The sequence below is a fragment of the Cupriavidus sp. SS-3 genome (assembly GCF_035818815.1).
In the GTDB taxonomy this organism is placed as follows: Bacteria; Pseudomonadota; Gammaproteobacteria; order Burkholderiales; family Burkholderiaceae; genus Cupriavidus; species Cupriavidus taiwanensis_C.
Genome location: NZ_JAYLVT010000002.1, coordinates 472,764 through 485,742, shown reverse-complemented (window position 1 = coordinate 485,742; position 12,979 = coordinate 472,764). Strand labels below are relative to the sequence as shown.

11 protein-coding genes are annotated in these 12,979 nt (G+C 64.2%); all 11 read right to left on the bottom strand.

Translation table 11 applies throughout. The features are described from left to right. Positions 1-1,317, bottom strand: a complete 1,317-nt coding sequence (locus U9J39_RS05640) for a hypothetical protein (RefSeq protein ID WP_326346705.1) — start codon at positions 1,315-1,317, stop codon at positions 1-3. Continuing rightward, entirely contained in the window at positions 1,317-2,813 is a 1,497-nt protein-coding gene (locus U9J39_RS05635) for a hypothetical protein (RefSeq protein WP_326346704.1), read from the bottom strand. Before U9J39_RS05635 ends, U9J39_RS05640 begins: the two co-directional genes overlap by 1 nt. Continuing rightward, complete coding sequence (locus U9J39_RS05630) at positions 2,810-8,806, bottom strand: phage tail length tape measure family protein (RefSeq protein ID WP_326346703.1); 5,997 nt, start codon at positions 8,804-8,806, stop codon at positions 2,810-2,812. The genes U9J39_RS05635 and U9J39_RS05630 overlap by 4 nt, the downstream gene beginning before the upstream one ends. A 45-nt stretch (positions 8,807-8,851) precedes the next feature. After that, entirely contained in the window at positions 8,852-9,259 is a 408-nt protein-coding gene (locus tag U9J39_RS05625) for a DUF1799 domain-containing protein (RefSeq protein WP_326346702.1), read from the bottom strand. Continuing rightward, positions 9,223-9,606 (bottom strand): hypothetical protein, encoded by a 384-nt coding sequence (locus U9J39_RS05620; RefSeq protein ID WP_326346701.1) that lies wholly within the window; start codon positions 9,604-9,606, stop codon positions 9,223-9,225. The genes U9J39_RS05625 and U9J39_RS05620 overlap by 37 nt, the downstream gene beginning before the upstream one ends. An 80-nt stretch (positions 9,607-9,686) precedes the next feature. Next, on the bottom strand, positions 9,687-10,619 hold the full coding sequence (locus U9J39_RS05615) for a phage tail tube protein (RefSeq protein ID WP_326346700.1): 933 nt from the start codon (positions 10,617-10,619) through the stop codon (positions 9,687-9,689). Continuing rightward, on the bottom strand, positions 10,616-10,831 hold the full coding sequence (locus U9J39_RS05610) for a hypothetical protein (RefSeq protein ID WP_326346699.1): 216 nt from the start codon (positions 10,829-10,831) through the stop codon (positions 10,616-10,618). The genes U9J39_RS05615 and U9J39_RS05610 overlap by 4 nt, the downstream gene beginning before the upstream one ends. 10 nt (positions 10,832-10,841) lie before the next feature. Then, positions 10,842-11,264 carry a hypothetical protein gene (locus U9J39_RS05605; RefSeq protein ID WP_326346698.1) on the bottom strand — a complete coding sequence of 141 codons (423 nt, stop codon included), beginning with the start codon at positions 11,262-11,264 and terminating at the stop codon, positions 10,842-10,844. Next, positions 11,261-11,557, bottom strand: coding sequence for a head-tail joining protein (locus U9J39_RS05600; protein WP_326346697.1), 297 nt, complete (start codon positions 11,555-11,557; stop codon positions 11,261-11,263). The genes U9J39_RS05605 and U9J39_RS05600 overlap by 4 nt, the downstream gene beginning before the upstream one ends. Before the next feature lie 2 nt (positions 11,558-11,559). After that, on the bottom strand, positions 11,560-12,564 hold the full coding sequence (locus U9J39_RS05595) for a major capsid protein (protein ID WP_326346696.1): 1,005 nt from the start codon (positions 12,562-12,564) through the stop codon (positions 11,560-11,562). A 66-nt stretch (positions 12,565-12,630) separates the two neighbouring features. Beyond that, entirely contained in the window at positions 12,631-12,972 is a 342-nt protein-coding gene (locus U9J39_RS05590; protein ID WP_326346695.1) for a head decoration protein, read from the bottom strand. Positions 12,973-12,979: the final 7 nt, after the last annotated feature.

Here is a 12,979-nt window from a genome sequence, read left to right as displayed (position 1 = left end):
CTAGCCGCAGTGGTAGTAGCACGCCACCAGACGGACGTCTGTTGGCGAATCGAAATGAATGGACTCGCGCGCCTGCGCGATCGTGTAGGCCATGAGGCCATCGCCATCCTGGCGCATGCCGATACCCGGCAGGCCGGACGATGTAATGAACTCGCCTTGCGTGATATCGCCGTTGGCACCGCACACGAGCACCTGGCCCTCACCAACGGCATTCATTTTCACCAGGTCGTACCGCTCGCAAAGCTCAGCGTAGGAGCGGACAGGAATCGGCTTGCCGTCCGCATCGAAATCCTCGATAAGCGCCGCAGGCAACGATTCATCGAGGGGAGCACGATGACTCACCACCCCGGCCCGCCTCCTGCTCGTGGTGCCCTGCACAGGGCGCACCTCGAAGATCGCGTCTGATATTCCGCGCTTGCGGACGCAGACCAGGTCCTCGAGCACCATGCCCTGCTCTGTCGGGGTTTCCTTGCGCACAAGCGCATCATGGCTGGCCGTGAATGGACCGACTGTGCCGGTCTCGGAATAGAACGAGTTGCCGCCGACCGTGGCTACGATGCCTGATGCTGTGATGGTGCCGCCGACGGCATTGCGCCGCATGCAACGAGCAGCATGCGCGTCGCTCGTGCCGGGCACGGCTTCGACCGTAAGGGTCGCTTTGTTGTTCTGCGGACGTCCCATCATGGCGACGTAGCCGGAAGACTGAAAGTTGTAGCCCGCGATCATCAGGATGCCGTTCGCGCCCTCCGTCGACGTGTTCGGTTGCCCCGACTGGCCAACGAAGATGGCGCCCATGTTGCAGAAAAGGCCCACATCGAAGGCAGCGCGGTTTTGGTAGAACTCGACACAGTTCGGAATCTGGATCGTGGCGGACCCGATGATCGAGACGCCGCTGAAGGTCCCTCCGGTGAAGGTCTTCCCCGCGAACGAGCCTGCGACAACCTGGCTTGCGTAGATGTTCTGTGCCGATAGATTCCCGGCCGTGATTACATCGGAAGCCAGGCGCGACGTGCTGATGGTCCCGGAGACGATCTGGTTGGCGCTGATGTTCTGAGCGCTCAGGTTAGCCGTGGTGACAACGGCAGCACTGAGTTGGTACGTCTGCAGCGTGCCAGTGACGCTAAGCGCCGGTACCGAGACGCTGCCCGGCAACGCCCCAGAGCTGAGGTTTCCTGGCGGCACAGTAACGCCGCCCGGCAGCTGCCCGTTGCCTAGTTGGCCAGGCGGAACCGTCACGTTGCCCGGGAGCGTGGTGGGCATGACCCGCGGTGACGCGGCCTGCAGCAACACATCGCGATCATTGACAATGGTAGCCATCAGATCAAAACCTCAACCATCGCTTCCCCGTTCAGCCAGTCAGACTCGATGCCAACCACCAAGCCCGTCTTTCCTCCAGCCAAACCGAACCGGCTGTTGTAGACAGTCACCGGCTCGCCGAGCTCCAGGGTCAGGAAGCTCGCGTTGCATTGCATCTGGTACACGTGTCGCGGAACCTTCCATAGCGCCAGCCGGCGATCGGCCTCGGCCTGCGCCTCTGCTCGGATCTGGAGCAGCGTGTCCTCTTGCTCCGGATCGCTGTGCAATCGGTACTGGGTGGCCACGCCCGAATCGCTCGCCGTAGCGACCAGCCATTCCTGGGCATACAGCGTCTTGTGAGCCTCCGGAATGCCTGTCTGCAGATTGGTTTGCTGCGTCCAGTTGCGGCAGTAGCCCACTTTCACGCCGGCACGCACGGTGCTGCGAGCCTTCGGGCGAAGACTGCCCTCCTTGTAGTCAGCTGGCCCGATCACACGCGCCTGCCCCGCGGGCGGCAGCGCCAGGCGCACCAGCCGCAGGAGTCCTGCCCGGGACATCAGGATCTGAGCCCCGACACTTGCGGCAACTTGCCGGCAGGCCTCCAGAACGTTCATCCGGTCCTTGACGTACAGCCCGATCGTCTGCGGATTGGCCGCAGCGAAGGCCATGAGATTGGCCGCATCGAGATCCGCTGCAGTGAAGCGCTCCGAAGCCTTGCCAAACATGGTCACCAGGCGCTGCACGATGCCGGCGGCATCCCTGGCGTACGTCCCGCCCTGCCGGTCGCCTTGGACGCTCGCCGTGATCTGCCCCGCAGGGGACTGGTTCAGCGTAAACTGGCTATTCGCCAACTGGGGGGTGAAGCTCACCGGCGCGCCGTTGTCGCGCACTTCGATCAGCCGCTCGCACTGGTAAGGGTTCACCGCATAGTTGTGCGTCGCTTCGCTCACCAGGAGCGGTTCCACGTTGTGGCACTCCCCCAGAACCTGGGGGATGAGCGCATCTTTGTTCTGGCCGCTCGTCAGCTTCACCTCGGACAGCGGCGCGTTCAGCCGCTGCAGCTTGTCGAGCATGCGAAGAGTCAGCTCGCCCCTGTCCGTGGGATCCAGATCGGCGACGATGCCGTCGAAAAGCAGATAGAACTGGCTACGCAGCCATCGCGCATCGCCCACGAACACGCGGATCTGTCGGTTCGCCCATACATCGGCCAACCAACCGTCCAAACGCCCGTCGGCATTCGCCAGGGCAAAGGATGCTGTCGCAACGCTCACGGACCCACTCGTCGCTGGCCCGTCAAAGCCATCCAAGGCGAGCCGCTCTGCAGCCTTGACGCCACCGGAGATGCACGGCAAGTACGCTGTATTGGCCGGAACCTCGGCGGGGCCGGTCACATAAGGCCGATTGGAGAGGTACCGAGTCACTTCCGCTCCGCCGGCGCGCACGTTGACCTCGACGAGGAAGACCGGATTCCGGTCGTCCCGCCGCAGCCACTGCTCAATTTCTGCTTTAGTCGTCATACTGGCTTGAACTGGCGTGTCGCGGCGACCTGCGCCGCTTCCTTCGTTGCTTCCCTGGACGCTTCCGCAATTGCCGCGGCGCTCTCGCGATTCGATCGGACGCTGTCGTCATGCTCCTTCTTCTGCTGAGCGCGCAGCTTGGCGACTTCCTCCTTGACGGAGCGCAGCTCTCCCACCAGCGCCTGCAGCGCGCCATCCCCCCGCCCAAACTGCCGCCAGTCGATTCCGGAAAAGATCCGGTTATCCTCAGCCGTCAGCACGCGCTCGCCGGCGTGCAAAATCGCCCGGTAGCCATCGAACGGCACGCTGGCCAGACCGTCGGCATGGCTACCGTTGGCCTTCGCCCATTCGAGCTCTTTCACGATCTCGCCGATCGGCTTGCCGCCCTGCATCTGCTGTACGTAGAACCGCAGGCCTGACGCATCCGCTTCCCTGCCCAGCACGTCCTTGTAGGCCTTCTTGATCTGCTCCTCGTAGGCGCCCCACATGAAGTCGTCGACCGTGCGCGTACCCTCGGCAAGCTGCTGGGCCCAGTAGTCAACGCCGGCCTTGTCTCCCGGCCGACCGAGATACTGCTGGTAGAGCTCATTGGCGTACTTCGTGCTGCCGCTCGCCGCGTTGATCAGCGGCTGCAGCGCGGCCGCCAGCTCCGCCGGCAAACCTGCCAGCAAGCCGGGCACGGTCGCCTGTAGCCCCAACGCCTTCTCCATAGCCTGCAGCACGCCGAGTTCGCTGGCCAGCTTGCCGGTCAGGTCCAGGTAGTTCGCATCTGCAGCCGACTCCACGCCCTGCACGAACGTCTGCAGCCGTGCCAGTTCGTCCAGCTGCGCCTGGGACAGGCCTGTCTGCTGCTGGGCCGCATTGAGCTGTCCCTGGGCGACTTCGATCTGCTTGTTAGCGGCATCGAGCTGAGCTTGCGCTGCGGCCGCCTGGCTGCTGCCCTGGCTCATCAAGCCCGTCCCGAGAGCGTCCACCGCACCGGTGACCTGGTTGAAGATTGCGGTGTACTGGTCGCTGCTGGCGTAGTAGGTGCGCGCGAGCTCCAGATAGCTGCTGGCCACCGCCTGCAGGTTGCCCAGAGCTGTCTGGTCGCCAGCCTGCGCCGCCGCAAGGGTCTGCTGGTACTGTCGTGCCGCTTCAGCCACCTTCTCGCCCATGGTGAGGGGCGACAGGTTCCCTGTCTTCAGGCTCTGCACCCAGTCGTGCAGCCTGCGGCCGGCATCCTCGAGGGCCTTCGCAGCGCTCAGCTGAGAGTTGGCCGCACTCGCTGCTGCCTGGGCTCCCGACATCAGTTCCTGGGCCGCCGACGTGTCGACGGCAGCCACCTGGGTGATCAGACCGAACAGCTCGCTAGCAATGTCGAGTTGCTGCTGCGGGGAAATTCCCGAGTTGAGCATCCCCCACAGCTGGTCCTTGCGGCCCGCGGTGCCGCCTGCCTGACCTAGTGCACCACTGATCTGGGAAAGCAACGACCGGGCATTGCCACGCAGCTGCAGCGCGGCCTGCGCCTCCGCTGCCAGCGCGGACACCTTACCGCGCAGCGCCTCGACCGCTGCCATCTGCTGCGCCATTACGTCTGCCAAGCCAGTGCCGAGTTGCTTTCCCTGCGCCTGCACCTGCTGCAGGAACGTCGACATCTGTTGCGCAAGCGCCATCAGCCCATCCTTCAGCTTGCGCCCACTTTCCGTGCTGGTGTCGATACTGTCGACGAGCTGGGTGTAGGCGCCCGCGCTCATCGGCAGCGCATGCCCGAGCTTGGCAAACTCGGCGGCGAGCTGCTCCTGCAGCCGCCCCAGTTGCTCAGCGGGCGACTTGAACCGGCTGAAGTAGCCGTCAGTCAGTTCGCGCGTGCGGGCAGCTGCCGCTTCAGCGGCGGCGGCGGCCTGGGCGGCGGCGGCCTCTACCTCAAGAAACGCGGGTGCGACCCGCACCAGCGCCTGATACGCCCGCTCGCCGGCTTCGCTGTTCCGGTCCAGGCCGCGCGCGTACTCCAGCAGGCCCTCGCGCGTGGTAATGCTGGACAGGCCGAGCTTGTCCAGCTCTTCCCGCATCGAGCGGATGCGGTTTTCCTGCTTCTGCTGGTCCGTCAGCAGAATGTGCTCGACATCGGCAATTCCGGTGCGGGCTTCCACCACGGTGCCATTAAGGCTCCGCATGGCGTCTTCGAGTTGCTTGTACGCCGGCGTCAGAGCCATGAGCGCCACGGCATGTTGAGCCTCGTTCTCACGGGACAAATCCTGTTGCTCAATCCACTCCCGCAGCTGCGCCGTGCTCTGAGGCATCGAGAACCCAAGCGCAGCGAACTGATCGCCCAGTTGCTTTGCGGCAAAGGTAATTTTCTCCTGTTCGGAGAACGCTGCCTCCATGTAAGCCGAGGTGATGGCGCCGAGCTGTTGGGTACCGCCGGCGGCGTCGACCATTGCCTCGCGCTTCGCGGCGCCGCCGATGCCGCCGATGCCGAAGGCGGCGTCCAGGTTCTTGCCGAGGGCTTCCGCGACCACGTTGGTCGACTTGAAGATATCGGTCAGACGCAGTGCGGTCTGCACCAGGTTCTCTCCCTCCTCCCGGAACGCAGCGATGCCTGGAATCATGTTCTCGGCAAGCGCGTCACCCAGATCGCCCCACGACTTCTTGCGATTCTCTTCACTGCGCCAGTCATTGCGAATCGAGTAGTCGAACATGCCAAGGCGACTATCCATCTCCCAACGATTCGAGACAGCGTTGAGACCCTTGAAGATGTCCACCATCCCGAAAAACTCGGTCTGGATAGCGCTGAACTCCTTATCGCTGAATGGTTTCGACTCGCTGCTGTACCGGTCGCTGCGGAACCATCCGCCCTTCTGCTTGTAGTCGGCATACTGGCCGCCGCTGAAGCCAGCGCCAGTGAAGCGCCCCTCGATGCCGGCACTCTGGAGCTCCTTAGGCCCGCGGCCGAACATGCGATTGACCACCCCGCCAATCGCGCCGCCGATCACGCCTCCGAGCAGCGTGCCCAAACCTGGGACAATGGAGCCGATGGCAGCGCCGGCTGCAGCGCCGCCGCCCGACGCCCAGGCCTGGGAATTGCCGATCGCCGCGTAGTTGCCGGAGATAAGGGAGCCCAGACCATAACCGGCACCCACACCACCGATGAAGTTCACTGCCGGTGCGACATAGGATCCTGCCTGCAGGCCAGACGCGAAGTTCCCCATACCGACTGCATTGGCGGTATCCGCCAGTGCGGATGCCGTGTAGGGGTTCAGTGCGAGACCCTGGCCAAAGCCGGTAAGGGTCTGGGAGCCCAAGAAACTGCCGATGCTGGACAGTCCTGCGCCAATGCCGACGCCGGCCTGCCCGCTGGTGAATGCGCTCCAGAGATTGGTTGCATTGCTGGCGAAGCCCAAAGCGTTCCCCACCGCGCCAAGTCCCCCGGAGCCGCTCCCCAGGAGCGTGCCAGCCATGTTCATGATGCCGCCCATCATGTTGCCGACAATTGGCTGAACAAACGCCTTGATTGTCGTCTGCAGCACCGTGGTCTTGAACAAATTTTTGAGGCTGTCGATCAGATTCTCACCAAAGCCCTTGCCGTTCTCAAAGCCGCGCATGAGCGAGTCCGTCAAAGCTCGCTCGATGTCGTCCCCTGCCGTCTGCCAGCTCTTGGCGGCTTCCTCGGCGGACTTGCGAGCTGCGTCTTTATCCTCCTTGTTGGTGAGCGCGATGGCGTAGTCGCGTTGCGCCTGCGCGAGCTTGGTCACGCCGGCGATCGCCTGGTCGTAATACGCGATCTCCTCGGCGGTACCGCCCAGCATCTGCGCACGGGCGCGACCCTGCTGCAGCAGCGCGAGCGACTCTTCGTAGCGCGCCGCGGTAATGGCCGCCAGCTCGCCCTTGGTCTTGCCGTAGTTTTCGTTCTCGAGGTTCAGCGCATCGGTCTGTTCCTGGAGCGACTTTACCTGCTTGTCGATCCCGTCGCGGTAGGCCTGCTCCAGCTTCACCTGCAGCTCCGCAACCTGGTCGACATATGCGCGCTCGTTCTCGACGCGCTTGGTCTGCAGGCCGGCCAGCTCGGCCATGTACTTGTTGTACGCAGCCGTCTGCTTCTTACCCAGTGCGGCCTCCGCCTCGAGCTCGACCACGGCCATACGGTCGACCAGATCGTTGTCCCGCAGCTGGCGCAACTCGTCCAGATAGCCGAGCTCGTCGAGCAACCCTTGTTCGCGTCGGCTCTTCAGCGCACGCTCGCCGCCCTTGAGGATGACATCGAGCTGCTTCTGGTAGCCCTCATACAGGGCGATCTCTTCAGTCAGCGTCCTGCGCAGCGCGCCGGCCCCGGTTGCTGATCCCTTGGGATCCGCGTACTTCGCCTCAATCGACGCGCGCAGTTTGACAATCTCCGCTGCGGACAGGCCCAGCCGTTTGGCATGGCGCTCCATGTCTGCGATCTCGTCTGCGCGAACCTCCTGGCGAGACCGCATCTGCTTGCGCATGCCATCGATCGCGTTCTGAGCTTGGATCTTGGCATCCTCGTCCGCCTGCTTCGCCGCATCCTGTTGCGCTTTGGCCGCCTTTCCCGCCAGCTCGGCTTCCTGTTGACGCAGCGCCGCCAGGTCATCCTGCAGCTTCTTCAGCGCGGCGATCCGCCCCTGCCCGCCGCGGCCGACGGCAGCGCCACCGTCAGTGGATCCGAATCCGTTGCCGAACTCGTCAATCTCACGCATGGTGGCCGCGATCTTGCTCTTGACGTCCCCCAACGTCGCAGCGCGGCCCAGGCCAAGCATAGCGTCCCACGCGCCCAGGGCAGCGCCCTTGAGCGCGTTCCAGCCGCGCTGCATGTAGCCGAGGTTCTCCAGTACCTGGTTAGCCCGCTCCTTCATGGCGTTGGCATACGTGCGTTGTGCAAGTGCCGCCGCTTCGTCCTGCCTTCCCTGCTCGGCAAGGGCCTTGATCTGGTTGTAGACCGACAGGGTCAGGTAGTGATATTGCTCGTTCAGCGCAGCCGAGGCCTTCACCGGCTCGTCTGCCAGCTTGACGTACTCCTTGATCGTGTCGTCGATGCCCTTCCCTGTGGCCTTGCTCATGGCAATCGCAGCCTCGCCGAGATCCACCATGACTTCCCCGGCAATCCTGCCGGTTTGTGCCATTTGGGTCAGCGTGTCTGCGGCCTGGCTATGCGTGCCGATGGTGCTAGACACCTTTGCTGCCATGGTGGCCATCTGGTCCGCTGTCGTGCCGGCGGCGTTGCCCGACAGGATCAGTGCTTTGCTGAACGTGCCGGCCTCCTGGCTCCCCTGATACATGGCGGTCGCCAGAAGTGCGCCGGCGCCAGCCGCGAGTGTCGCAGGGTTGACCAGGCCAGCGACGTAAGCGCCGAGAGCCTTGGCTGCAGGTACCACACCGCCAAATGCGTCCTTGAGCTGACCGCCTTGCTGCATGAGCACCGTCAGCGGCGCCTGGCCCGCCTGCAGGCTGACAATGATGTCCGTCATCTGCGCCGGCACCATTCGCATGGCGGCGGCCGTCTGCGCGGCGGAAACGCCGAGGTCGCCAAAGCCCTTTTTGCTTTCGAACAGCTTGGCAATCAGGGGATTGGCCTCGTGGCTCACACCGAGCTGGGCGGCCCTGAACTCCATCATCTGGCGGGTGCTCATGCCCAGTGTCTGCACCTGCTCCTGCAGGCGCGCGATATAGGCCATCGCCGCGCCCGCTGCCTGCTGATGCGCGGTGGCACCCACACGCGCGGCCTCCGCCTGGCGCGCGATGGCATCGCCCGCCGCAGCCGCCGCAGCGGCTTCCCGCCGCCCCGCGCTCTCGACCGCCACCGCGGCGGTTGTCGCGGCTGCCGTGGCCCCCTTGACTGCCGCGGTAGCCGCTTCCGCACTGCTGGACACGACGTCCATGGCGCGCTTGCCGCCAGCACCGAACGCCTGCAGGCGGCTCCCGCCCTCATCGATCGCGCTCAGGAACTCCCGAACATCAGCCCGGAAGCGAAAGACGAGATCCCCCAGCCCAGCCATTGTCGATCCAGTAATTGATTGCCCCCGAGACAATCGGTGGCGGATTTAGTTGCGTTGATCGGCCCACACATCAAGCGCGGCACGCTCCATCAGGCGGACAAGGCGATACAGATCGCGACGATGGTCCCGTCCGTCGACCGCGAACTCCAGATGGCTCAGTACCGAGGCGTAGTCCAGTCCGGTTCGGACCACGCCGGCAAGGCCACCGACGTGTCGCCACTGGGTGCTCAGGTCATCGGTAAACAGAACGAACGCCTCGGCGTTCTCCTCCCACACCACGAAGTCGTCGCCCGCCGCAAGACGCTCTGCTTCGGCAATGATTCCCGCCGGCGCACCGGCCTGCCGCAGGAGCTGGACGGCGTCGCTGCCCTCGACAAAGGACTGACGATCGCCGGCCCAGTAGCGCGCCGCCTCAATCAGTTTTTTTCTTTCGGCTTCTTGCCGTCGCCCCACGAGTTCATCCAGAAGGAGGCATACAGCGCCGCCGAGACGTGGGGAATGCTGAGCAGGTAGTCCCGGGCGTCTTCGTCGTAGGGAACCCTTTGATTGTCCGGGCCGACCAGGTCATCCATCGTCACGAGGACCTTGCGCAGCTGGCTTGCCTGCGCGCGCCAGAGCTTTTCCGGCGGCAGATCCCGCACTTCCTCTTCATACTCGGCGCGGAGCTGCTCGAGCTCTTCCTGGTTGCACCGGCGAAACGTCGCGGAGAATGTCGAGCGCTCCACCACGCCGCGCTCGTTGCGCATGTCGACTTCAATCTTGTCTTTGAAGTTGGTAGCCGCGCCGATACGAATTGCCATAGTTTTTCTCCTGTACAGAATGACGAAGGGCCGCGCGAGCGGCCCCTCTCCGGATGGTGCGTGCGCCAGGGCGCCCGCGTCTACTTGACCGTGATCACCAGCTCATCGTTGCCGACGTTCGGGTTGATCGTGAGTTGCGAGTTCATCATCAGCACGCCCTCCTGGTCGGCGTACTGGAGATTGGTGAGCTGCGCCTTGGGGGCATCGAGCTTGACGATGTTGCCCGCGGTCTTGCCGTGGGTGATGCTCAACGGCGCAGATGTGCCATCGAGGATGGCTTTCCACCAGTCTTTCTCCGCAACGGCGCCCAGCTCCATGCTGACGGAGCCGGTCGGCTTGCGGTCGGTCAGGTCGGTCCCCTCGCAGCCGATCAGCGATCGCCAGGGCGTGCTGTTCGCCATGTCGATCTGGAGCGACTGGAGGCAATTCGACTTGCCATGCAGCGACCAGGCCGGCGTGTTCTGCTTGCTGGCCACCAGCGGCGTCAGGAACTTGGTGTAGTCGATGTTTGGCGGCAGCGCCTGGTCGACCACATCATGGTAGGCGCCCACGAAAGCGAACTTCATGAACGGGATGGCCTTCGCCGAGATGTCGAACTGCACCGTGCCGAGTGCGCCGGTCATTTTGTGGAACAGGCCATCGATGAGCACGTAGAACGTGATCGTTTCCACGTCGTCGGTGACGGGCGCATACTTGACGTCGGTCCCCGCGGTGACGGTCTCGGCGAAGCCGCAGCTGCGCAGCACAGGGCCCCAACCCGGCGCGTCACCGGCGGTACCGCTTCCCGCCAGCTCGACCTCGAACTCCAGGCGGTTGTGTACACCGACGAGCAGTTGCTCGCTGTTGCCAAGGTACGGCCGGATCAGGTCCCGCGAGACCGTGTCGCCCTGCAGCGGGCTCAAGGTCATGTTGCGGATCAGAATGGCATTGGCCGCGCCAGTCGGGGTCGGGTCCACGCCGGGCGTGACCTCGTTCTTGGCGAGGATGAGAGAGTTGCGCAGGCGTTTCGTCATGTCGCTTGCTCCTTCGGGAGATCAATGGGTTGGTCATCGGCCGGCACCATGGCCGCCGCGGCTGCGATGGGTCGGCGCTCTCCGGTGACGGGGTCAAACAGATACTGGCCACCGCGGCCGGCGTAGGCATCCTTGGCCAATACGCTGGCCGAGTCCTGCGGTGGCGCAGGTGCAGTGAGCGCCAGCACGCCGGCGTGCTTCGTTTGCTTCATGGCTTCCCCCTTAGTGGGACAGACTGTCTTCCAGCGTGCGGTAGGCAATCCGGTACCGAACCACCACCACCGCCGCCTTGATGCCGTCCGGCCCATACTTCGGCTCGTCGGTGCCCACTTCCGTAATGCCGGTAACCCCTTCGGCCCGGTAGCGCATCACGACTGGATGGAACAACTCCGCGAGCGCGCTGGCATCGGCATCCGGTGCGTCGCCCCAGGAGACCACGATGCACTGCAGCTCTCGAAGCCGGTCCGCCATCGGAATGGGTGCGCCGGGGACGACAACTTCCTTGCCGCCGCGCAACACCAGCCCCTGCCGGTCGACTTCGGAGAAGGCGCGAACAATGCTGCGCTCCACTGCCGCCGGGAAGCCCGGGATTGCGCGGATGTCAGCCTCGAGTGCAGCGATGTAGCTCTCGAATCTGGTGGTCATGGCGCGGTCTCCAGTACAGCGCGGGAGAAGAAGCCGTCTCCTTGTTTCTGCGGCGTCTGGCTGAGCCGGTACCGCTTCCCGTCGATGGTCACGACGTCGTCGCGCCGCAGGGTGGGAGCGTCGTGCGTCTGGTACTCGATTGAGCGCTCCGCGACATGTAGTGAACCCTCGACCATCAAGGTTTCGGGCTCCTCGAAGCCAACGTCGAAGTCGGGCCCGCCTGACCAGGATGCCGTCGTGAGCATCCCGGCCGAGCGGAAAGCCGACCAGAAGACGGCCGGATCGAAGCCCATGCTCAGCTCTTCCGGAGCTTGATCACGCCGCGGGGCCGGGTATTCAGCGTAAGCGGATTGGACTGGGCTTCCAGGTCGACGCCCTTCCTGTGATCCAGCAGTTCCTGGCTGGCGTAGTACGGCAGGCCGAGTGTGTTCACCACATCGAGGTAGTCCCCCGGCGCGAAGTTCGTGACGAACATATCCGGTACGCCCAAGGGGATCAGATACCCCTCGTCGGGATTGATGAAATCGATGTTGCCGACCCGGCCGTAGAATTCCTTCCACACCACATTGCCGAAGTTGAAGCCGGCACGCATGTCGTCGCGCAGGAATTGCCCATCGTTCCAGCGATCGAAAGCCTTCTCGACGGATGCGTGCGTCGTGAAGGCATCGTAGAAGTTGCGCCCGACGATGCCGAGCCAGCCCGTGATTACGCCGGCGCCGGTCAGCGCGTCCTCGGCCTTGCGCCGAGCGTCGGTGATCTTGGTCAGGACCTTGGTGCCCGCGTTGTCCAACGCGAAGTTCACCGTCTGTTGCGCAATGCCGAATCGCTCATAGAGATCGACCAGCACGCGCTGGCCGTCGGCGTCATAGATCTTGCCCGTCACGGCGCCGACACGGTGGTAGGTGAGCGTCGCATCGATCTTGCGACGCATCTTGGCGATTCGTTGATTCACGACGGTCTGCACCGCCTGGGCCTCGGTCTCGCTACCGAAAGCGCGGATACCCTGTACCTCGTCGGCCCGCACGACTCCGCGCACCGGAAGATGCAACGCCTGGAACGGGATCACGTCGCGCTTGTTGCCGACCACGACCTGGCCGGGCGCGCCGCGGGGCGTGTCGGGCACAAGGGCCAACTGATCATTCTCCCGCTCGATGGCGATTTGCGTGGTCGTCACGCCCTCTTCGGTGAAGAGGCCATCGAGCAGCATCGGCACCTGCTGGCCTTCCGGGACCTGGTTGAGCGCCCTGGTCAGCGACATCACGCTGAAGGCATCATCGTTGAAGACGTCGAGACTTGCCATGGTGTTCTCCAATGAAACGGGGCCGCACAAAGCGGCCCCGTCGGGTCGTAATTGAACGGCGCCGGATCAGCGCACGATGATGTTCTTGCTCGCCAGGCCAGCCTTGGCGGCGACCGTATAGCCGGTCAGCCGCGCCTGAGCCACCTCGGCCAGTCTCGCGACATACGAGATCGGTTGGTCAACCGCGCTGGCGGGCACCGCGCCATACAGAACGGCTTCCGCCGGCTGGGTGGCCACGTCGGCTTCGTCGAACGGTTCGAACTTGCCGTCAGCGTTCTTGGCCAGGACCTGCCCGGACGGCAGCGCTGCCGCCGTCGGCGCCAGGACGCCTTGCTCGCGCGAGATCTGTCCCGGTCCCTCCGACAGCAGGAACTCCGCGGAGTGGTTTCCTTCTTGCAGGATTTGCATGTGTGCT

Coding starts and splice junctions, on each gene's coding strand:
- U9J39_RS05640 (WP_326346705.1), bottom strand. CDS start 1,317: ATGGCTACCATTGTCAATGATCGCGATGTGTTGCTGCAGGCCGCGTCA.
- U9J39_RS05635 (WP_326346704.1), bottom strand. CDS start 2,813: ATGACGACTAAAGCAGAAATTGAGCAGTGGCTGCGGCGGGACGACCGG.
- U9J39_RS05630 (WP_326346703.1), bottom strand. CDS start 8,806: ATGGCTGGGCTGGGGGATCTCGTCTTTCGCTTCCGGGCTGATGTTCGG.
- U9J39_RS05620 (WP_326346701.1), bottom strand. CDS start 9,606: ATGGCAATTCGTATCGGCGCGGCTACCAACTTCAAAGACAAGATTGAA.
- U9J39_RS05615 (WP_326346700.1), bottom strand. CDS start 10,619: ATGACGAAACGCCTGCGCAACTCTCTCATCCTCGCCAAGAACGAGGTC.
- U9J39_RS05610 (WP_326346699.1), bottom strand. CDS start 10,831: ATGAAGCAAACGAAGCACGCCGGCGTGCTGGCGCTCACTGCACCTGCG.
- U9J39_RS05605 (WP_326346698.1), bottom strand. CDS start 11,264: ATGACCACCAGATTCGAGAGCTACATCGCTGCACTCGAGGCTGACATC.
- U9J39_RS05600 (WP_326346697.1), bottom strand. CDS start 11,557: ATGGGCTTCGATCCGGCCGTCTTCTGGTCGGCTTTCCGCTCGGCCGGG.
- U9J39_RS05595 (WP_326346696.1), bottom strand. CDS start 12,564: ATGGCAAGTCTCGACGTCTTCAACGATGATGCCTTCAGCGTGATGTCG.
- U9J39_RS05590 (WP_326346695.1), bottom strand. CDS start 12,972: ATGCAAATCCTGCAAGAAGGAAACCACTCCGCGGAGTTCCTGCTGTCG.